Origin of the sequence: Bacillus sp. PAMC28748 (genome assembly GCF_014250415.1) — a bacterium.
Classification (GTDB): Bacteria; Bacillota; Bacilli; order Bacillales; family Bacillaceae; genus Bacillus; species Bacillus licheniformis.
The window spans coordinates 2,266,674-2,285,879 of record NZ_CP060192.1; the positions used below are offsets into that span (position 1 = coordinate 2,266,674).

The 19,206-nt window shown below is 46.0% G+C and carries 22 protein-coding genes; 9 read left to right on the plus strand and 13 right to left on the minus strand.

Features of this window, described 5'->3' with window-relative positions; genetic code table 11:
* Positions 1-130: 130 nt before the first annotated feature.
* Together H7F26_RS11560 and H7F26_RS11565 are read left to right on the plus strand one after the other, a co-directional pair.
* Positions 131-1,489 (plus strand): sodium-dependent transporter, encoded by a 1,359-nt coding sequence (locus H7F26_RS11560; protein ID WP_017474243.1) that lies wholly within the window; start codon positions 131-133, stop codon positions 1,487-1,489.
* A 21-nt stretch (positions 1,490-1,510) separates the two neighbouring features.
* Positions 1,511-3,139 carry a pyridoxal phosphate-dependent decarboxylase family protein gene (locus tag H7F26_RS11565; RefSeq protein ID WP_003180118.1) on the plus strand — a complete coding sequence of 543 codons (1,629 nt, stop codon included), beginning with the start codon at positions 1,511-1,513 and terminating at the stop codon, positions 3,137-3,139.
* A gap of 37 nt (positions 3,140-3,176) precedes the next feature.
* Here the strand turns inward: H7F26_RS11565 and H7F26_RS11570 are convergent, their stop codons facing one another.
* Together H7F26_RS11570 and H7F26_RS11575 are read right to left on the minus strand one after the other, a co-directional pair.
* Complete coding sequence (locus H7F26_RS11570; RefSeq protein ID WP_003180119.1) at positions 3,177-4,064, minus strand: AraC family transcriptional regulator; 888 nt, start codon at positions 4,062-4,064, stop codon at positions 3,177-3,179.
* Between the two features lie 77 nt (positions 4,065-4,141).
* Positions 4,142-5,554, minus strand: a complete 1,413-nt coding sequence (locus H7F26_RS11575; protein WP_003180120.1) for a MocR-like pyridoxine biosynthesis transcription factor PdxR — start codon at positions 5,552-5,554, stop codon at positions 4,142-4,144.
* A 112-nt stretch (positions 5,555-5,666) separates the two neighbouring features.
* Here H7F26_RS11575 and H7F26_RS11580 point away from each other — a divergent pair, with 112 nt between their 5' ends.
* Positions 5,667-6,101 carry a GNAT family N-acetyltransferase gene (locus tag H7F26_RS11580; protein ID WP_025808232.1) on the plus strand — a complete coding sequence of 145 codons (435 nt, stop codon included), beginning with the start codon at positions 5,667-5,669 and terminating at the stop codon, positions 6,099-6,101.
* Positions 6,102-6,129: 28 nt separating this feature from the next.
* Here the strand turns inward: H7F26_RS11580 and H7F26_RS11585 are convergent, their stop codons facing one another.
* From H7F26_RS11585 to H7F26_RS11600, 4 genes are all read right to left on the minus strand, one after another.
* The gene (locus tag H7F26_RS11585; protein ID WP_003180123.1) at positions 6,130-6,420 is read right to left on the minus strand and encodes a hypothetical protein; all 291 of its coding nucleotides are present in this window, start codon (positions 6,418-6,420) and stop codon (positions 6,130-6,132) included.
* Positions 6,408-7,478, minus strand: a complete 1,071-nt coding sequence (locus H7F26_RS11590; protein WP_017474242.1) for an anti-sigma factor — start codon at positions 7,476-7,478, stop codon at positions 6,408-6,410. Before H7F26_RS11590 ends, H7F26_RS11585 begins: the two co-directional genes overlap by 13 nt.
* The gene (gene sigM / locus H7F26_RS11595; protein WP_011197692.1) at positions 7,471-7,962 is read right to left on the minus strand and encodes an RNA polymerase sigma factor SigM; all 492 of its coding nucleotides are present in this window, start codon (positions 7,960-7,962) and stop codon (positions 7,471-7,473) included. Before sigM ends, H7F26_RS11590 begins: the two co-directional genes overlap by 8 nt.
* A gap of 288 nt (positions 7,963-8,250) precedes the next feature.
* Positions 8,251-8,793: a cupin domain-containing protein gene (locus tag H7F26_RS11600; RefSeq protein ID WP_003180129.1), complete on the minus strand. Its 543-nt coding sequence runs from the start codon at positions 8,791-8,793 to the stop codon at positions 8,251-8,253.
* A 458-nt stretch (positions 8,794-9,251) separates the two neighbouring features.
* Here H7F26_RS11600 and H7F26_RS11605 point away from each other — a divergent pair, with 458 nt between their 5' ends.
* Positions 9,252-9,851 carry a lysophospholipid acyltransferase family protein gene (locus H7F26_RS11605; protein ID WP_003180131.1) on the plus strand — a complete coding sequence of 200 codons (600 nt, stop codon included), beginning with the start codon at positions 9,252-9,254 and terminating at the stop codon, positions 9,849-9,851.
* Between the two features lie 161 nt (positions 9,852-10,012).
* Entirely contained in the window at positions 10,013-10,378 is a 366-nt protein-coding gene (locus tag H7F26_RS11610; RefSeq protein ID WP_003180132.1) for a DUF805 domain-containing protein, read from the plus strand.
* Positions 10,379-10,408: 30 nt separating this feature from the next.
* Here the strand turns inward: H7F26_RS11610 and H7F26_RS11615 are convergent, their stop codons facing one another.
* The 4 genes from H7F26_RS11615 to H7F26_RS11630 form a co-directional block, all read right to left on the minus strand.
* Entirely contained in the window at positions 10,409-11,686 is a 1,278-nt protein-coding gene (locus H7F26_RS11615) for an acyl-CoA thioesterase/bile acid-CoA:amino acid N-acyltransferase family protein (RefSeq protein WP_009328975.1), read from the minus strand.
* Positions 11,683-12,279 carry a TetR/AcrR family transcriptional regulator gene (locus tag H7F26_RS11620; RefSeq protein ID WP_003180139.1) on the minus strand — a complete coding sequence of 199 codons (597 nt, stop codon included), beginning with the start codon at positions 12,277-12,279 and terminating at the stop codon, positions 11,683-11,685. The genes H7F26_RS11615 and H7F26_RS11620 overlap by 4 nt, the downstream gene beginning before the upstream one ends.
* A 130-nt stretch (positions 12,280-12,409) precedes the next feature.
* Positions 12,410-13,729: a hemolysin family protein gene (locus H7F26_RS11625; RefSeq protein ID WP_003180141.1), complete on the minus strand. Its 1,320-nt coding sequence runs from the start codon at positions 13,727-13,729 to the stop codon at positions 12,410-12,412.
* Between the two features lie 60 nt (positions 13,730-13,789).
* Positions 13,790-14,215 carry a Cu(I)-responsive transcriptional regulator gene (locus H7F26_RS11630; protein ID WP_003180143.1) on the minus strand — a complete coding sequence of 142 codons (426 nt, stop codon included), beginning with the start codon at positions 14,213-14,215 and terminating at the stop codon, positions 13,790-13,792.
* A 314-nt stretch (positions 14,216-14,529) separates the two neighbouring features.
* On the opposite strand from H7F26_RS11630, the gene H7F26_RS11635 reads away from it, so the two are divergent.
* From H7F26_RS11635 to H7F26_RS11650, 4 genes are all read left to right on the plus strand, one after another.
* Complete coding sequence (locus H7F26_RS11635) at positions 14,530-15,903, plus strand: hemolysin family protein (protein ID WP_003180145.1); 1,374 nt, start codon at positions 14,530-14,532, stop codon at positions 15,901-15,903.
* Positions 15,904-16,000: 97 nt separating this feature from the next.
* Entirely contained in the window at positions 16,001-16,402 is a 402-nt protein-coding gene (locus H7F26_RS11640; RefSeq protein ID WP_003180147.1) for a hypothetical protein, read from the plus strand.
* Between the two features lie 208 nt (positions 16,403-16,610).
* Positions 16,611-16,898, plus strand: coding sequence for a hypothetical protein (locus H7F26_RS11645; RefSeq protein WP_185855179.1), 288 nt, complete (start codon positions 16,611-16,613; stop codon positions 16,896-16,898).
* Complete coding sequence (locus H7F26_RS11650) at positions 16,861-17,538, plus strand: N-acetylmuramoyl-L-alanine amidase family protein (RefSeq protein ID WP_003180151.1); 678 nt, start codon at positions 16,861-16,863, stop codon at positions 17,536-17,538. The genes H7F26_RS11645 and H7F26_RS11650 overlap by 38 nt, the downstream gene beginning before the upstream one ends.
* A gap of 169 nt (positions 17,539-17,707) precedes the next feature.
* On the opposite strand, the gene crcB is transcribed toward H7F26_RS11650, so the two are convergent.
* Genes crcB through H7F26_RS11665 form a run of 3 tightly spaced genes read right to left on the minus strand, consistent with a single transcriptional unit; the run spans position 17,708 to position 19,179 of the window.
* Positions 17,708-18,064: a fluoride efflux transporter CrcB gene (gene crcB, locus H7F26_RS11655; protein WP_003180153.1), complete on the minus strand. Its 357-nt coding sequence runs from the start codon at positions 18,062-18,064 to the stop codon at positions 17,708-17,710.
* A complete protein-coding gene (locus H7F26_RS11660; RefSeq protein ID WP_003180155.1) occupies positions 18,061-18,459 on the minus strand; it encodes a fluoride efflux transporter FluC in 399 nt (132 codons plus the stop codon). The genes crcB and H7F26_RS11660 overlap by 4 nt, the downstream gene beginning before the upstream one ends.
* A gap of 15 nt (positions 18,460-18,474) precedes the next feature.
* Complete coding sequence (locus H7F26_RS11665; protein ID WP_011197699.1) at positions 18,475-19,179, minus strand: glycerophosphodiester phosphodiesterase; 705 nt, start codon at positions 19,177-19,179, stop codon at positions 18,475-18,477.
* Positions 19,180-19,206 lie beyond the last annotated feature (27 nt).

Below are 19,206 nucleotides of genomic sequence, written 5' to 3' on the forward strand. Positions count from 1 at the left end.
GGCTGCTTATTGTAAGGCAGCCGGTTTTTTTCTGTTTGTTTTTTCGGAAAAATAAGAATTTGAAAGACCACTTTCAAAAAAGCTGCCCCGTAAGAGATAATAGAAACAGAAAGAGAAAGGATGTGTATGAATGAGCGACCGCAGAATGACAGCAAAGTGGGCATCCAAACTTGGATTTGTTCTCGCCGCCGCGGGGTCCGCCATCGGTCTGGGAGCGATTTGGAAGTTTCCCTATGTGGCGGGAACGAGCGGGGGAGGCGCATTTTTCCTTGTGTTTGTCCTATTTACGATACTGCTGGGATACCCCCTGCTTTTGGGGGAATTTGTATTAGGCCGAAAAAGCCAATCGGACGCTATCGGCACCTATCAAAAAATAGCGCCAGGGACGCCTTGGGTGATCACAGGCTGGATCGGAATCGCCGCCTGCTTCCTTGTCCTGTCGTTTTACAGCGTGATCGGCGGCTGGATTTTGCTTTATATCATTAAAGCAGTAACCGGTTCATTGTCGGGTCTCACGCAGGCCGGATACGGGGAGCTATTCGGTTCGATCATCCAAGATCGGCTGCAGACACTGGCAGCGCAGCTTGCGTTTATCATCATGACGATCCTCGTCGTGGCGAAAGGTGTGCAAAAAGGAATCGAGCGCGTCAGTTCGATTATGATGCCGCTATTATTTATTTTATTTATTGCGCTCGTTTTAAGGGCTCTGACGCTTGAGCATGCGATCGACGGCGTGCGTTTTCTGCTTGTGCCCGATTTTGGCAGCCTGACGCCGCAGGCGATTCTTTTTGCGCTCGGACAAGCTTTCTTTACACTGACGCTTGGCGTATCTGTGATGGTGACGTACAGCTCCTATTTGTCAAAGTCACAAAACCTTCCGAAGTCGGCGCTGTCGATCGTGATCATGAACCTTGCCGTCACGCTGCTTGCCGGCTTGGCGATTTTTCCGGCCGTCTTTTCATTCGGCCTTCAGCCGGATCAGGGGCCGACTTTATTATTTGCGGTTCTGCCGGCAGTTTTTGACCGGCTTCCATTCGGGATGCTGTTTTTTATCGGATTTTTGACGGCCTTTTTATTCGCCGCCTTGACTTCGGCTTTTTCGATGATCGAGATCATTGTTGCGGCCATTACAAAAGGCGACCAAACGAAAAGGGGAAAATGGACGTGGACGATCGGCCTTTTGATTTTTGCCGTCGGCATTCCTTCCTGCTTGTCTTACGGGATGCTTGATGAGCCGTTCATTTTTAAGAAGACGTTTTTTGATGCGGCGGATTATGTCGTCAGCAATATTTTGATGCCGCTTGGCGCGCTCTTTATCTCCATTTTTATTCCGCTGAAATTGTCCAAACACGATCTATATGAAGAGATGAAAAGCGGATCAAAAGCGGGGAAAGGCTTTTTTATCGTGTGGTTTTATCTTCTTCGTTTCCTTGTTCCGCTTGCGATTGTACTTGTTTTTTTAAATTTAATCGGAGTGTTTTCATTTTAAAAGATCAGGAGATGGGTGAATATGGTGTTAGACTTTCAACAGATGTTTCCGAGCGAGGATGGCAATCACGAGGCGCGGTATCAGCTGCTGGCATTGCTTGAAGCGGTATTGGCCGGAATGGACAGGCTGAAGGATCCCGGCCGGCTGACGCTTGGCCGCGAGTCTGAAGTTTCATCTGACTACTATCAAAGCGTCATTGAAGAGGCCGTCTTGCCGGAAAAAGGCTTCGGGGCGGAAAAAAGCGTTGAAGAGCTATTGAAATTGCTTGACGGCCACCGCTTTTTAAACAGGCATTATGTGGCCAACGCGACGCCTCTGCCGAACAACGCCAGCATCGCCGGGAATCTTTTAATGGTTCTTTTAAACGGAAACAATTTATGGGATGTCGACGGCACGGCTGCAGCCAGGACGGAAGTGCAGATCACGGCGATGCTTTCTGATATTGTCGGCTATGACAGGCACAAGAGCGGCGGTTTTACAACCTGGGGCGGGCAGGGAGCCGTTTTTCAGTCGCTCAGGCTGGCGATCGCAAACGCGTACCCTGAAGCGAATCAGCAAGGAACGCCGCATCATCTGTACGCGTTCTGTTCAGAGCTTTCGCATTTCAGCCTTTATAAGTCGATGGAAGCTTCCGGAATCGGGACGGACCATTTGATCAAGGTCAAGACGAATCACGATCATTCGATGGATCTGGCCGATTTGCGGGAAAAAATGCAAGCCGTGATTGAAAAAGGCGGACATCCGATTTATGTATTGGCAACGCTTGGCACAACCGACGCATTTGGCATCGATGATTTGGCCGGAATCAAGAACGTGACTGAAGAAATAGAGGCCGCATACGGTTTGCCGCCTGTTTATATTCATGCCGATACGGCGATGGGCGGGATGTACAGCTTTTTTAACGGATACGATTTCTCCGGCAATCCGCTGCATATTGAAGATGAGGTGCTTGAGACGCTTGCCCGCTACAAACAACATTTTCAGCATTTGCACCTGGCGGACAGCTTGGTCTTTGATTTTCATAAACTCGGACAAACGCCGTATATCACAAGCCTTTTCTTGGTGAAAAACCGCAAGGCATTGCAGGCTGTTGATTTGGATCCGGATGAGACGCCTTATGTCGGCAACAGAGGGTTTGGCAGCTATCATACGAGCTATACGCTAGAGTGTTCGCGAATGGGAAGCAGCATACCGATTTATGCTTCTCTGCTCGCATTTGGAATCGAAGGCTACCAGGAGATCTTGGCCAATTACATCAGGGTTAACCTGGCGTTTCGAAAAAAACTGCTGCAGGCTTTTCCGAATGCAGCCGTCACCAATGATGTATCACCTGTGACGACATTCCGCTTCTATCCGGGAAATGTCCGCTATCACGAAGAAATCAGCGGCGCCATCACGGAGGAAGAAGTGCGGAATATTAACAAATACAATGAGAAAATCGCCGAAACATTGGGAAGGTACCGCAGTCACACCTATTTCGGCAGCACGAAAAAGCAAACATACGTTTATCCTGCTGACAGCCGTTTGCCAGTGCCGCTTTATGTCCAGAAATTCTACAGTGTCTCGCCTTACACGACGGTTGATACAACTGATCAATATATCGCCTTTTTAAAAGCGCATGTTGAAACGTCGGATGTAGCGGCTGGATAAAATAAAGAACAGGAGGTTTGAACCTCCCGTTCTTTATTTAGTTCTTACATGCCGTTCTTTTTTGAACCGGTATCCATATTTCGCTTTTAAACGTTGGGGAGCTGATATCTTGATCCTGATTCCAGAGGATTTCCGGCCCTTTCGTTTGCTCATAATGTGAAGACGGGAACCATTCAGCATAAATGCGCCCCCAGACATTTTGAAGGGTGTCCGGAAACGGGCCGGCCGCTTCAAAGACAGCCCATGTCGAGGCCGGAACTTCAAGCTGTTCATATTGGTCCGGACATTCTTTCGTTGTCGCTGTACCGATATAATGGTCAAGTTCTCCCTGCTCTTCCATCCTGCCTTCGGAGAAGTTCGCTGATGCTTGAATCAGTCCAAGCGGTTCCACATTTGAAAGCTCCTTTAATTCATCGATGTTTTCACTGCTTAAAGTTTTCCACATCGAGGCGATATCCGGATTGATTCCGTGAAAGACGACAGGGACTCTTTTTTTGATTCCGACGATCCGGAATGCCTTCTTTTCTACAATACGGTAGTTCATTTCGTTTCCTCCTCTAATTGTTAACTGGAAGGTCATCGGAGGATATGCTTTCAGTGTGCTGATATCGTGTCTGGCCTCTGTCGGCGTAATGCCGTGCAGCTTTTGAAATGCGCGCGTAAAAGCATCCGGCGAGTGATAGCCGTATTTCACCGCAATATCAATCACTTTTCTTTTTGTGTTCTTCAGTTCAAACGCTGCAAGGGTAAGCCGCCTGCGGCGGATGTATTCGGACAGCGAAACCCCGGCAAGAAAAGAAAACATCCTTTTAAAATGATATTCAGAGCAGTAAGAAAGCTTCGCAACCGTTTGAAAGTCGATACTGTCCGTCAGGTGTTCTTCGATATACGCCATGGCTTGATTCATGTTCTTCAGCAAATCCATTTGATGACCTCCTCTGTTTACAAATATAGCAGGAGCAGAATCCCCATATCCGACTTTCCGTGCCCGATTGTGCAGGGTCAATCTTGAGACTGTCCGCCGTTAAACCATGCAGTCTTCAGCTTTTTGATGCAGTCTGCGATGCTTTTTTCAGAAAGTCCGCCAAACCCGAGGAGGACCGCGTGTGTATCAGGGGGGGGCATATACGAGACTGAGGCTGGATATACTTTAACCCCTTTTTCCAGCGCTTTTTGGGTCAGCCACTCTTCACTCGGGGCGCTTTTCACCTCAAGGATGATGTGAAGACCGGCGTTCTCTCCTCTGACTGCGGCATGACCGCCAAATTCACGCTTGATGGCATCAAGGAGCGTTTTTCGCTTTTTTCGGTAGAGTGTTCTCATTCGATTCAAGTGCCTTTGATAATCCCCGTTTTTCATAAAAAGAGCAATGGCATGCTGTACATGGCGGGAAACCGTTTGTTTAAATAAGGATGCCATGTTAAGCCCTTCTTTGACGAGCGGAAAGGGGAGAACCATATAGCTGATCCTGAGGGAGGGAATCAGCGATTTTGAAAAAGTCCCTAAATAGATGACCCGGTCGTTCCGGTCAAGCCCTTGCAGGGAAGGAATCGGCTGTCCCGCATAGCGGAATTCCCCGTCATAATCGTCTTCAATGATATAAGCTCCGGTCGCTGCTGCCCAGTCAAGCAACTGCAGCCTGCGGCCGACCGGCATGATCATTCCGAGCGGAAACTGGTGGGACGGAGTGGTGTATGCGAGCTGCGGCTGATATTGTTCAAGATCCTGCACGGAAATCCCGCTTTCGTCAACCGGTATTGGAACCACATTGAAGCCGCCGGTTTTCAGGACTGTTTTTGAGCGATGAAATCCGGGATTTTCAAATCCGACGGTTGTGCCTTTAGGAAACAGATGGCACAGCAACTGCAGCAAAACCGGTGTGCCGGCTCCGATGATGATTTGCTCGGGGGAACAGACCACGCCGCGCGATTCTCTGAGGTAAACCGCAATCATTTTCCGCAGCGGAATGTCTCCGGCCGGCGGGCCGCTTTGAAAAAGGTCGTACCCTGATTCACCAACGGTTTTGGCGAGCGTTTTTTTCCATTGGGAAACAGGAAATGACGCGAGGTCTACGTGGCCGTGGTGAAAATCGATCATGTTAGCCGCCGTCTCATGTTCTTCCAGTTCTTTTTCGGCAGGGGGAGGAGGCGCAGTCTGTGCAAAGTCTCCTTCCGCTTCAGCCGCAAACCAGCCTTTTCTAGGCTTGCTGAGCAAATATCCTTCTGCAGCCAGCTGTTCATACGCGTGTTCTACAGTTGTCAGGCTGACATTTAAGTGTTTGGAAAGCATTCGTTTGGAGGGAAGCTTTGTTCCAGGCTTTATGTGTCCCGAATGAATGCTGCGTTTGAAAAACGTGTACAGCTGCTGATAAAGCGGCTCGCTGCCGCTGCGGTTTAAAAAAGGGGTTATATCCATTCGATCAGCCCTTTCAATTCATCTGGTATGTTTTATTTTATCAAAACTGGTCATTTTAAAAAGCCCAGTTTTCGGGTTAAAGTAGTTTCATAACCAACAGAAGGGAATGATGATGTTGCTTGATTATAGGGAATTGCATTGTGAAACAGAGCTCAAGGAAGTCTATCCGATCATGAAACAGCTCCGGCCCCATTTGGATGAAACGTCTTTTTTGGAGCTCGTCAAAGAAGCTCGGGAGGCTGAAAGCTACACGTTATTTGCGCTGTACGACGGTGATATTCCGGTGGCTTTGGCCGGCTTTTTGCCGAGGGTTTCTTTGAACCAAGGCCGTCATGTTTGGGTAGCGGACCTGGTGACGTGTGAAAAACACCGTTCAAAAGGCTATGGAAAGAAGCTTTTAGGCGCTGTTGAAGAGTGGGCCAAAGGGAACGGATTGGCTTCAATCGCTTTATCATCAGGCTTGCAGCGGGCAGACGCTCACCGTTTTTACGAAGAGAAAATGGGGTATGAAAAAGCGAGCTACCTATTTCGCAAGGCTCTGAAATGAAAAACTCCCCGGTATAACCGGGGAGTTATTAAAAGCCGAGCTGCAGATTCGTATCGATGGAGACGATGGTCCATACGCAAACGAGAATGAAAATGTTCAGGACGACGCCGAGAAATCCGAGACCGGTCCGTCCTTTTTTTATGAACAGCTCGATAATTCCGAGCGGAACGGCGGCCATCGCAAAAGGAAGCATCTTATACGAATATGCAATCGTGTCGCTTAAAATGGCCAAGTTTAAGACGAACAGGGACAGAATGGCCGTGCCGACAGACACCCATCCAAATACGTTGTGCTCCTTAAAGATTCTTACCAGTTCCATAATTCCACCTCACCTACTTTAGCTGCTTTGACAGGCCCTTTTTTGATCAGCCGTTCAACCTCTTTTGACGGTCCGGTAATGACTGCTCCATACACGTTCACACCGTTCTTTTCCACATAGGCAAGCCGTTTGGAAAGCTTCAGGTCTTTCCTGCCTGAAATGGTTTCAGCCCATTTATTGTGCTTGATCATATAGGAAAGCGCCGCTTTAAACTGTTCCTCGCCGTTTTCGGCAGGGTGCTGAATTTCAAAAATCCGGTTTGAATCTTTTCCAGGAAAACCGATCGGCTCTGCGTATGGATGATCTTTTAAATCGCCCTCTGTCTCGATCGCATTCCACAGAACGCGAATGTCATAGCCTTTTAATTGATCATACAGCTCCTTTGTCGGATATGCTCTTTCAAAGGAAAGAAAAGCTTCAGTTACGGTGCCGTCAGGAAGCTGTTTTAAAATCGACTCGGCTTTGGACACTGATTTTTCTTTGATGCCGTCAGGGTAGACGAAATGCCGTTCTTCATTTGACAGCTCCTGATTGTATTGATGAATCTGCGGAGACTTCAGCTGATCGAAGAACATTTCCACTTCTTCATTTCCAACTACTTTTGTGACGTTTCCGATTTGCTTCTTTAACGGGAACTGTGTTTCGATTCCAAAGAGTTTTACTTTGTTGACAAGGGCTTCAGTATCGACTTGAATATTCGGGTTTGTGACGGCAACTGTCATTGAAGCGGTTTGCACCAGTTCATTCCCTTTGCTTTCATGCCCGCCCAACCCGTAGTATAGATAGCTGCCGAGTGTGCAGATCGGCAGAATAATAAGCGTAGAAATAACAGCAAGGGTGGAGATCCGCATATATGATTTATTTTTTCCGTATCTTAAAATCGCTTTTTGCTTTTCAGGACTGATCGCCAAATCCCAGTCTTCGTCTTTCATTTCCTGTTCCAGCATGTCCTGGTATTCTTCAAGCTGTTCAAGCTCTTCTTCGACCCGGAGCATTTCCGATTCGGAAAGTTCGCCGTTTTTATATTTTTCCCAACGTTTTTTAAAATCTTCATTCATCGTTAACACCTCTGTTGTAAAGTGCTTTCAGCCGCTGTCTGGCACGAAATAAAACACTTTTAAAATTAGCCTCTGAGATATTCATCAAGCTTGACGCTTCCTTGTAGTTCAATTCTTTTAAATAGTACAGCGTAAGCGCTTCCCGGTAGTTATCGGGGAGCTGGTTCATATATAAGGTTAACACTTCCTTGATTTCGACCTGGTGAGCAGGGCTTTGCACCGCGTTTTGAAACAGGTTTCCGATCATGTCGTCAGAAATCGTCACTTCCTTTTTATGCTTTCTGACATAGTCGATAAACGCATTGCGTGCCACTTGAAAAAGCCATGGCTTCACTTTGCTGTGGTCGTAAGAATGGATGTGTATGTAAGCTCTCATAAAGGTTTCCTGAAGCAAATCCTCTGCTAGATGTTTATCTTTCGTCATGGAGAGCAGGAACCTGTAAACATCATTCATATACATTTGGTAAATTTCGTCGATAGTCACTGCCTTTTCTCCCCTCTATGTTATAAACGCATAAGAAAGGTTTGAAGTTGCACTAAATATGCCCACGGCTCATTTTTCCTCCAATTTCTTACCTTTAAAATCATCTACCCTATATAATAACTGAACACGTTCAAAAAAACTAATCTTCATGATGTAAAGCGGCCGAAATATAAAACACAGCAACAAAATAAGCCTTTAGCATATGAATCTTTATTTTATGCTAAAAGGCTTATTTTTTTGAGGATATCCTTCATTTAAGAGGTGCGGGTAAGCTGTTTTGATCGTCTGTCAAAAGTAACGGTCATGAGCGCGGTGTCCTTCCGCGGCCAGCGCATCGGCTTTCGTTCGATGGACGGTGCCGAATGGATGGTTGGGCGGAGCATAGATCGAATAAAGTTTAAGCGGAGTATTGCCTGTATTGGTGAGATTGTGCCATGTTCCGGCAGGGACGACGATAGCGGTGTCATCATATACATTTCTTCTAAATGGCAAATGATGTTTGCTCGGCCCCATCTGAACAATTCCCCTGCCTAGTTCAACACGAAGGAACTGATCGACGTGAGGATGCATTTCCAATCCGATGTCTTCGCCTGGGTTGAGGCTCATCAGGGTAACTTGCAAATGCCTTCCTGTCCATAAAGCGGTGCGAAACGTTTTGTTCTGCTTTGCCGCTTCATTGATGTTAGAGGCAAACGGTTTTTGTCCATAATCTCTTAACACGATACGTTCTTCGGTGCCGGGTGTTCGAAAAGCGCCTGCATACCCTGATCCGTGAAACCGTCCGGCGCTGTAAGGCGAAGGAAGGTGATAAGGAAATTGATATGGATGCATATGTTTTTAGGTCTCCTCATTAGCTTTATTAACATCAACGTATGCAATAGGCGTATGGAGCGTGCCTAGTCTCAATTTTATAGGCTTCATGGTATCAGATATACAAAAAGAAGGAGAGCCATGGAATACACCAACATATCGGAACATCGCTCGAACCGTCGCGCAGCGGTCATCGGAACATCGGCCATCGGAGGCTCCAAGGGAGGAAGCCGATTCAAACGATTCATGCCGCGCTTGATCAAGAGATCAACCTGGTTAATACCGCTCCGGCATACGGTTTCGGAACAGATCGGGCCAAAATTCACGGCTCCGCCGACAAAAGAAAAAGTCAGGAAACCGGGGAGGAAAATTCCCCGGTTTTTTTGTGAAAAATCATTTTTTAGTACCAGGTAATAAAAAAAATTGTTATAATAATAAAGGGAAACCTCATTCGACTACATCAATAAAGGAAGTGCCATATGTATCAATTTACTGGTTATGCTGCAAAAGCGATTCTTTCTTTGCGCGGCGGAATTAAAGTATACAATAAAGAAAATCTTCCTAAAGACACAGGTTTCGTTATTGCCTGCACACATGCAGGATGGGTGGATGTCGTCGCACTGGGTGTCGGCATTTTGCCTATGGAAATTCATTACATGGCGAAAAAAGAGCTTTTTGAAAATAAATTAAGCGGTTCTTTTCTTTCAAGCATCAACGCTTTTCCCGTCGACAGGGAAAATCCCGGGCCAAGCAGCATCAAAACCCCGATCAAGCTGTTGAAAGAAGGAAAAATCGTCGGCATTTTCCCAAGCGGAACGAGATCATCTGAAGACGTTCCATTGAAAAGAGGGGCTGTCACGATCGCCCAGATGGGAAAAGCGCCGCTTGTGCCGGCTGCATACAGCGGCCCTTCCAACGGAAAAGAGCTTTTCAAGAGAGGCAAAATGAAACTGATCATCGGCGAACCGCTCAATCAGGAAGATTTCGCTCAATACTCGTCAAAAGAAAAGCTGGTCAAAATGACGGAGGCTTTGAATGACAGTATTAAAGCTTTGGAGAAAAAGCTGGAGCAGCTATAATTCAAACATACGCAGGGAAAAACAGCTTCTCATGCACAGAGAGGCTGTTTTTTTTATTTTTCTAAAATTCACCTTGCACTCCATTTTTATGATAAAATAGCAGCGTTTTTATTTTTTATGCAGTATGTTAGAACTATGGTTATTGGTGGAGGAGCTCATACATGAAATGGTATTTGAAAGCAATAAAAAACTATGCAGGATTTACGGGAAGGGCGAGGCGAAAGGAATTTTGGCTGTTTTGCCTTTTCTCATACATGGTTCTGGTCATCTACGGTTTTTTTAAAGCCATTCTGCATCTTCCGGAATATGAAATAGAGACATTTTTAGGAATGGTTTATTTGCTCGCCAACCTTGTGCCGGGCTTGGCCGTCACGATCCGCAGATTGCATGATACAGGGAAAAGCGGATTCTGGATCTTTATCGGTTTAATTCCTCTCATTGGAAAGATCATTTTGCTCATTATGCTTTGTCAAGACAGTGAAAAAGGGGAAAATCAATACGGGCCGAACCCGAAGACAGCGCTCTAAGCGAAAACCGCCTGAGGACAGGCGGTTTTTTTAATTGCCGGGTGCAGTTGCTTTTTCTAAAAACAAAAGCAGTTCCTGCCAAAATGTTTGAGCTGCAATGGCATCGTATTCAGTTTTTCCGCCATAGGCTATTTTTCTGCTTTTTCTTCCGGATGTCGGAAAGTATGGAGGCCTGATATTATGACCGGCTTTTTCAAAATACAGATGTTTAACAGAATAAGAGAATCTGTTCTTTTTCAGCCGTTCTTCGATTTTCTCGTTCATTGAGGCAGAGGGCCATACTAAATCGTCAGTGCTTGAAGTTAACAGTATAGGACCTTTAATAAGTTCCGCTTTAATGATTGCAGGATGATCATCTTTCACTTTTCGTAAAGCCTTTTGGTAAAGATCAAGAAAAGCATGAGGCTGTCTTGTGAGCTTATGTTTCATCATATTCCACAGCTGAGGAAGCGAAAACATCGGCAGCGGTGCAAAGGCGAGCGGTGCGCCGTTCAGGCTCCAGGAAGATGTCTGCCGGAATTTTTTTAATCCAACCCCTTGAAAGACGACTCCGCCGCCTACATGAGAAACGACAAAGCGGATTTCAGGAAAATGAGAACCTATTAACAGCGCCAGTTCGCCGCCTTTTGACCGTCCGCATATTCCGATCTGACGATGATGAAGTCCTTCCTGGCGACCGAGCCAATCGATCGCTTTTTGAAAGTATTCAAGCGGAATTTCAACCAGTTTTTTAGGCAGCTGTTTGTATTGAAAATAAGGGATTGCAAGTGTTGCGTATCCGTAATTTGCTAACATGCCTGCCATTGTTTCGTCAAGGCCGCCGTCAGATCCCCCTAATATAATGATTGCGGGAGGGCGGTTAACGGCAAGCGGGCGAAAAAAAGTGCCGCACAACCCATCTTCGTTTACTTCCAGTCTATCAACTGTTTCAGAAAGCAGCACTCGTTTTATTTCTTTACTCAAGATGATGCGTTCTTTTTGCTTCACTTCAATACGGTAAACGGACGGATGAACCGATTTTTTGTAAAATGAGCAGGAAGATTCAACAGCCTGCATTGACCAAAAAAGCCCCATTTGATCTTTAGACTGATAGGTTCCTTTTAGTGGGGCTGCTGATGCAGGGGCGACTTCTCCTAATCTATTCGCTTGAAAAACAGCGTGTGATCTCCACTCTGCGTCAGCTTCATCTTTCACTGTAACGATGATATCAATGATGTCAAACGGTTGAAGTCCGCTTATCTTCAAGTTTATTTTTTCATCCCATTTGGAAACTGCAGGTATGTGCAAAACCGGTTGCAAGGTAATCAAGACGGCACTTCCTTTTCAAGTTTTGTGTAAAATAAATCGACGCACTCTTCAACATAGTCATCAATCCGATCATTGAAAGACTCCTTGAATCCGGGCAAATGTTGAAACATAATATATTGATTCAGTAAACCGAAAAACATTTGGCTTAACATTTGAAAGTTGCCGTCTGAAATTTTTTTTTCGGCGTAGAGCTTTGCAAAATAAGCCTCTAAAAAGCGGTTGAGACGGCGGGGAATATCCATGATTAATTCGCAAACTTCTTTATCAGATACGGCGTCATTAAAGTAAAGTAAAAAAACAGTCCCTTTTTCCAGGTTTTCTTTTAAATACGCTTTTGCTATCAATGAGAGGTCTTCTCGTAAATCGCCGGTCAGTATTGCTTTAAGTTCTCCAATAAAATCTCCGGATGCAACATGTTGAATAACACTTTCCCGAAATAAATTCTGTTTATTTCCGAAGTGTCTAAAAAGGGTTAAATGATTGACTCCTGCCTTTTGGGCAATTTCTCTGGTGGATGCGGCTGTATATCCTTTTTCTTTAAAAAGGGCAAGCGCCGCTTGGATTAATCGATCCCTTGTAGATTGTGTTGACATAAGTCCCTCCTAAAATGTAACCGATTGATTACATCATAATTGAACTTTGCCATGTAATCAAGTGGTTACATATTTTAAATGCGAAAAAAAGAGGATACAATTCATTGTATCCTCCGGTGTGTTCACAATGTTATTCCGCTTCCTCGAGCAGCGTTTCCGCAGCTTTCTTCACCTCTACGTATGAAACGTGGTGGCCGTCGATTTCGCTGATCGTGAATTCAAATCCCTGCTCGGTGATCATGTCGCCTTTTTGGACGTCATATTTTTGCGTCAGGAACCATCCGCCGATCGTGTCAATCTCCTCATTGTCGAGCTGAATGCCGAGCAAATCGTTGACCTGGTTGACGAGCACTTTGCCGTCGAGAATGTAGTGGTTTTCGCCGATTTTGCGGATTTCATTAATTTCATCAATATCGAATTCGTCGCGGATTTCGCCGACGATTTCTTCAATGATGTCTTCGACCGTCACGAGTCCGGCCGTTCCGCCGTATTCATCAGAAAGGATCGCCATATGAACGCGCTCTTTCTGCATTTTCAGAAGCAGATCGTGGATCGGAACGGTTTCGATCACATGAATGATCGGATTGATAAACTGTTCAATCGTGTCTTCTTTGGAGCATTCTCCGCTGATGCAGGCCGTCAGTATTTCCTTGACATTGATGACGCCGACGATGTTGTCCTTATCACCGTCTTCGACGGGATAGCGGGTATAGCCTTCGGCCTTCGTGATGTCAATCATCTCGGCGATTTTCATATCATTTGGAAAACTGACGACTTCTGTTCTCGGGATCATGATTTCCTTGGCAAGACGGTCATCGAATTCAAAAATTTTGTTGACATATTTGAACTCAGATTGATTGATTTCGCCGCTTTTGTAGCTTTCTGACAGAATAATTCGCAGCTCTTCCTCTGAGTGCGCCATTTCATTTTCAGAAACCGCTTCAAGGCCAAACGCTTTCGTCAACAGCCTTGCTGATCCGTTCAGCGCCCAGATGAATGGGAACATAATGCGGTAGAACCAGATCAACGGTTTTGCAAAAAGAAAGGAAACGGCTTCCGCTTTTTGGATTGCAAGCGTCTTCGGAGCGAGCTCGCCGACAACCACATGCAAAAACGTAATCAAGCTGAAGGCGATCACGACTGAAACGATGTGTGATACAGAGCTCGGAATGCTCCATTTAACAAATAGCGGTTCAAGCAGCCGGGCGACCGTCGGCTCCCCGAGCCATCCGAGACCGAGAGCCGTCAAAGTGATGCCGAGCTGGCAGGCCGATAAATATTCGTCTAAGTGCGTAATGACTTTTTTCACCGAAATCGCTGTTTTGTTTCCTTCAGCAATGAGCTGATCAACCCGCGAGCTTCTGATTCTGATAATCGCAAACTCAGACGCTACGAAAAATGCTGTTAAAGCAATTAATACAGCAACAAAAATCAAATTAACTATTTCCAATTAGGACCTTCACTCTAGCGTGAGAATGAAGGTAACACCTCCTGTTTAGTAAAAGATTAACTAAAGCAGCAGCAAAAATGACTGGATGACCGTCATTTTTTCAGGAGAAAGACGGCTTTTCAGAATCTTCCGTTCATCGGGATTCAGCCGTTTCAATCTGTTTATGATCACGGAGATATTGTCATTGACATGATCGATTTCCGTTGTCAGGCTTCCAATTTCATCATCATTCACAGTTGAAGAGGGAAACTGGTTTTCCAGCCTTTCTTTAATGTCGGACAGGGCCAATCTCTGCTGCTTGCAGTCCATAATAAACTTCAGCCGTTTGAGAGCGGCTTCATCGTAATAACGGTAGTTTGAACATGATCTGTCAGGCGTTAACAGCCCGAGATTCGTATAATAATCGACAGTCCGTTTTGTTACGCCTGCAGCAGCTGCTAATTCGCCAATGCGATATTTCTCTGCCCCATCTGCATCCCTCCTCAACCATCACGTTATAGTTATAAAACATTTTAATATATTAGAAGCTGTTTATACAAGTTAATTGATCAAAAAAAGGCGTAAAATTGATGCGAAAACCTTTATTTATCTAAATATTCGAGAAAATATTGTTAGATTTAAAGTTTAGACATTTGACTGACTCTTTTTTAATAAAGTAAGATAATAGTATATATTTGGCTTGGAGGTGGTTAGATGGGGCCCTCTGCATAGTCATTTTTACAGAACGCACATCAGCCTTATTAAGGGAATTTGAATTCATCAGGAGGTGACTCCTTGTCCTTTGTGAAGGATAAGGTTAAATGGACGATATTGTTAGTCTGATAATCATCGGGATTCTGATTGCATTAACCGCTTTTTTCGTGGCATCGGAATTTGCGATTGTCAGAGTCAGAAGCTCCCGCATTGATCAGCTGATTGCTGAAGGAAACAAAAAGGCGGTTCGCGCAAAACAAGTGGTGTCGGATTTGGATGAATACCTTTCAGCTTGCCAGCTCGGCATTACGATTACAGCACTCGGACTCGGCTGGATGGGGGAGCCTACGGTTAAAAAGGTGCTGCATCCGGTCTTTGAAAGCTTGCATGTTTCTGGCGCTGTATCGCACGCTCTTTCAGTTGCCATTGCATTTTTAGTGATTACATTCCTGAACGTCGTGGTTGGAGAACTTGCCCCAAAAACCATCGCGATTCAAAAAGCCGAACAGATGACACTGTGGCTGGCGGGACCTCTGCACTTTTTCAATGTTGTGATGTTCCCGTTCATTTGGACGCTGAATGCCTCAGCCAGAGTGCTGACCGGGTTATTCGGTTTGAAGCCTGCTTCGGAAAAGGATGAATCCCATTCGGAGGAAGAGCTGCGAATCCTGTTATCAGAAAGCTACAAAAGCGGAGAAATCAATCCGTCTGAATATAGATACGTTAATAAAATCTTTGAATTCGACAATCGGATCGCCAAAGAAATTATGGTGCCGCGCACTGAAATCGCCTCCGTCCCGGTGGATATGCCGATCGATGAGGCCATTTCGGTCATGCTGCAGGAAAAGTATACGCGCTGGCCTGTCTATAAAGGCGATAAGGATCATGTCATCGGCATGATCAATACGAAACAGCTGTTTACGGATATGCTCATGATGTCAGAGGCTGAGAAAAAGCGATTGTCCCTTGAAGCCTATGTCCGTCCGGTTATTGAAGTCATTGAAACCGTGCCTGTTCAAAAGCTGCTGATCAAAATGCAGCGGGAGCGGATTCACATGGCGATCTTAACGGATGAGTACGGCGGGACATCTGGTCTTGTGACGGCCGAGGATATTCTTGAAGAAATCGTCGGGGAAATCAGGGACGAATTCGATGAAGACGAAAAACCGCTTATCGAAAAAGTCTCCGATCATGAATACATCATGGACGGCAAAGTGAGAATCGATCAGGTCAATGAGCTGTTTGAAGACGATCTCGAGGAAGAGGAAGTCGAAACAGTCGGCGGACTTGTGCTGAAAGAAAACATAGATATCGCGGAAGGCCAGGCGGTGCATATCGGCTCTTACACGATAACGGTTCTCGAAATGGAAGGGCGTCTGATTAAGCACGTCGAAGTTAAGCGGGAACAAACAACAGAACATGTAGAGCTGGCACCGGCAAATCCGGTCGTCGTTAACGAAGTCACCTTGAGCGAAAAATAGCTCAAGGTGATTTTTGATTTTAAGAAAAAAGTCATTTGAACAGGAACTTTTGTTCGTATATAATGGGAACAAACGTTCTGTTTGAGAGGTGATTGATTTGCTGTGGTACGAAATCATTTCGGAGGAAGAGAGGAAAACGTATATTAAGCGGATCGAATTTCATTTGCGGAATTGGAAAAATTACAAAGCCGCCGTGCTCAATTTAGAAAGGAGGATGGAGAAGGAGCAAAAGAACGGGCTCACCGTCAAAGAAAGAAACGCTGAATATCAGATCGACGCGGAAAAAAGGCTCTATCAATTTTTGCTTGATTCGATGGAAACGGCTGTCTCAGAATTGGATGAGCTCGAGCGGAAGTTGGTGGAATGCCGGTATATTCATAATTGGAGCATGGGAAAATGCGCGATGGAAATCGGCTACAGCGAAAAAACGCTGTTTTTAATGAAGAAATCGCTGCTGGACAAGCTGCTTGTCAGCTTGGCGGCGATCACGAATATTTAACGGATGCGAGGGCTTGTCTCAAACAAGCCCTTCTTTTCTGGCCGCTTCAGTTTTTTTTCAGGTTCTTGACGCGATGATGACACGGGAGAGGGCAGCTTTTCTTTTATGATAAAGACAAGCTTTAAACAGCGGGGAGGTTTGACACATGTAATGAAACAAATGCCGGTCATTTTTTGAGACAAACGCTTCAGGAAAGGAGAGGAAGAACATGGATTTTTCTGAAATTGCGCTCGTTCCGCTGATTACGGGATTGGTGCATACGGTAAAGCTTGTCGGCATTCAGAAACGATTTCTCCCCATCTGTGCAATTGTCTTCGGCATCTCGATTTCTCTCTTGTTTACCGCAGGGGACTGGAAGGAAGATATGATGATCGGAACTTGGCTTGGATTGTCATCAGTTGGATTTTACTCCGGTTCAAAAATCGTCTTGAAACCATTATCAAAGGAGGAAATTGAACATGAAGATTTATTTGGATCCGGGACACGGCGGAAGTGATCCGGGAGCATCGGGAAACGGTTTGCTGGAAAAGGACGTGACGCTTGCCATTGCTCTCAAAATCAATGACATTTTATTAAAAGAGTATGCAGGCGCAGAGACGAGGCTGAGCAGAACGACAGACAAAACGGTTACGCTTCAGGAGCGCACAGACGATGCGAATTCGTGGGGGGCCGATTTGTTTGTCTCCATTCATACAAACGCTTTTGACGGCACGGCGTACGGGTATGAGGATTACATCTACAGCGGCCTGTCCGATGAATCAGTTACCGCTCTTTATCAACGGATCATTCACGGCGAAGTAATCAAGCAGAACGGACTCAGGGACAGGGGAATGAAAAAGGCGAACTTTCATGTTCTTCGGGAAACAGCGATGCACGCCGTTTTAACGGAGAACGGCTTTATCGATCACCCCGAAGATTCGGCAAAAATGAAAAGCGCCGCCTGGATCGAACAGACTGCGCGGGGACATGCAAATGGCATCGCGCTCTGCCTCGGCCTGACGCAGCGCGAATTCCCCTTGTATAAAGTGACGATGGACGGGGGGCAAATCGGGGCTTACCAAGAAAAAGACGACGTTTTGAAAGTTATTTCTGCGAATTGGGACAGCTTTCAAAAAGCGGCTATTGAAAAAGGGTAGAAAGGGAAGAATCCATTTTGAATCATTCAAAATGGATTCTTGACATTTAATGAGTCCGCATCTTTTTTCATTTGGGCGTAATGTTCCTTTCTGAACGCTCCCATCAGAATTTGAGCTGCTATACAAATCAATAAACCAGAATAATTGGTTCATCATAACACCATCATTTTCACGGAATCAGCATGCTGCCGGCCCAGAATCCGCCGATTGAGCCTGCCATTGTAAGCAGGATGTAAACCGCTGAAGCCTTTACCCGCTTTGCAGCCAAAAGCTGAACAGCTTCAACGCTGAACGTCGAAAATGTTGTGAAGCCTCCGAAAAATCCAGTTCCGACCACGATAGAGACCGTTTGATTGTCAATGCCGAGGCTTATGAATATGCCGAGAGCGAATGAGCCGAGAATATTGATCACCATCACGCTGACCGGAATGCGGGGGCGCGGAATCATCGCCATGAGCACATTGCCCAGCCAAAATCTCAAAACGGACCCGATTCCTCCCGCGATCATAAAAGCAGCTGCCATCATGATTGATACCGCTCCTTTTCTTTCCCCGCAGCTCCGCTGACCTTTTTGCCGATCACGATCCCCAAAAATGCGAAGCATACCCCGCAGGCAAGCGATGCCATCAAGTACAGAACTCCGATGTGAGCGGCCGATTGCAGCAGAAGTACGGTTTCTTTAGAAAAAGCGGACATTGTCGTATACCCGCCGCAAAACCCCGTCCCTAAGCATAATTGGACGAGCGGCTTTTTTGCCCGAGCCGCAAAAAAGCCTGTCAAAAGGCCGAGCAGAAGGCTTCCGGACGTGTTTTCAATAAAAGTCGGCCAAGGAAAAACGGCGGTGCCGCCGAGCAGATTGACTGCGTAGCGCAGCAGCGATCCGATGGCTCCCCCGATAAAAACGGCAACATATGATTTCATACTCTTCCTTCTTTCTCAAAAATAATCCGGGTAGTCGGTAATGATCCCATCGATTTTCCAGCTTTTGAGGCGGCTTCCCGTTTTCTGCCCGTTGACCGTCCAAGCCAGCGCCTTCAAATCACAGCTGTGAATCGATTTGATCAGAAAAGGGCTGATCATCGTAGCTTTCAGGCTGACGTATTGGGCAAACGAAGCGATTTGCCGCAGCCGGCCGCGCGGCAGCAATCCAAATCTCGGCCTGATCAAAACGGCAGTCTGAATCGAAGGATACATGTGATGAAACGCCCTCATGGCGCCGGCGTCAAACGACTGGACAATTGTGTTCATTGAACGGCCATACCGGCTGATCAGTTGTCCGGCCGCTTTTTCGATTCCGGGCTGGGTTTTGGACGACTTGATTTCGATGAGAAGGCCCGTCTTATTGTGATACTTCCTCAGAACAGCTTCAAGTGAAGGGATTTTTTCGCCTTGATATTCAGGGCCGAACCAGCTTCCTGCATCCAGCTGTTCGAGCTCATTCATCGTATACTCGCGAACGAAACCGGTACCGTTCGTCGTTCTGTCAACCTTGTCATCGTGGATGACGGCAAGTTTTCCATCCTTTGTAATCTGTATGTCGAGTTCGATAAAATCAGCCCCGAGCTCCACCGCTTTTTCAAAAGCGGCAAACGTATTTTCTGGGGCGTAAGCCGAGGCTCCGCGATGTGCGATAATATGCAAACATGTCAGCTCCTCTTGATAAAATCT

What these genes read in the sequence shown, in the direction of transcription:
- H7F26_RS11560 (WP_017474243.1), top strand. Translation starts at nt 131, where the DNA reads ATGAGCGACCGCAGAATGACAGCAAAGTGGGCATCCAAACTTGGATTT.
- H7F26_RS11565 (WP_003180118.1), top strand. Translation starts at nt 1,511, where the DNA reads ATGGTGTTAGACTTTCAACAGATGTTTCCGAGCGAGGATGGCAATCAC.
- H7F26_RS11570 (WP_003180119.1), bottom strand. Translation starts at nt 4,064, where the DNA reads ATGGATTTGCTGAAGAACATGAATCAAGCCATGGCGTATATCGAAGAA.
- H7F26_RS11575 (WP_003180120.1), bottom strand. Translation starts at nt 5,554, where the DNA reads ATGGATATAACCCCTTTTTTAAACCGCAGCGGCAGCGAGCCGCTTTAT.
- H7F26_RS11580 (WP_025808232.1), top strand. Translation starts at nt 5,667, where the DNA reads ATGTTGCTTGATTATAGGGAATTGCATTGTGAAACAGAGCTCAAGGAA.
- H7F26_RS11585 (WP_003180123.1), bottom strand. Translation starts at nt 6,420, where the DNA reads ATGGAACTGGTAAGAATCTTTAAGGAGCACAACGTATTTGGATGGGTG.
- H7F26_RS11590 (WP_017474242.1), bottom strand. Translation starts at nt 7,478, where the DNA reads ATGAATGAAGATTTTAAAAAACGTTGGGAAAAATATAAAAACGGCGAA.
- H7F26_RS11600 (WP_003180129.1), bottom strand. Translation starts at nt 8,793, where the DNA reads ATGCATCCATATCAATTTCCTTATCACCTTCCTTCGCCTTACAGCGCC.
- H7F26_RS11605 (WP_003180131.1), top strand. Translation starts at nt 9,252, where the DNA reads ATGTATCAATTTACTGGTTATGCTGCAAAAGCGATTCTTTCTTTGCGC.
- H7F26_RS11610 (WP_003180132.1), top strand. Translation starts at nt 10,013, where the DNA reads ATGAAATGGTATTTGAAAGCAATAAAAAACTATGCAGGATTTACGGGA.
- H7F26_RS11620 (WP_003180139.1), bottom strand. Translation starts at nt 12,279, where the DNA reads ATGTCAACACAATCTACAAGGGATCGATTAATCCAAGCGGCGCTTGCC.
- H7F26_RS11635 (WP_003180145.1), top strand. Translation starts at nt 14,530, where the DNA reads ATGGACGATATTGTTAGTCTGATAATCATCGGGATTCTGATTGCATTA.
- H7F26_RS11645 (WP_185855179.1), top strand. Translation starts at nt 16,611, where the DNA reads ATGGATTTTTCTGAAATTGCGCTCGTTCCGCTGATTACGGGATTGGTG.
- H7F26_RS11650 (WP_003180151.1), top strand. Translation starts at nt 16,861, where the DNA reads ATGAAGATTTATTTGGATCCGGGACACGGCGGAAGTGATCCGGGAGCA.
- crcB (WP_003180153.1), bottom strand. Translation starts at nt 18,064, where the DNA reads ATGATGGCAGCTGCTTTTATGATCGCGGGAGGAATCGGGTCCGTTTTG.
- H7F26_RS11660 (WP_003180155.1), bottom strand. Translation starts at nt 18,459, where the DNA reads ATGAAATCATATGTTGCCGTTTTTATCGGGGGAGCCATCGGATCGCTG.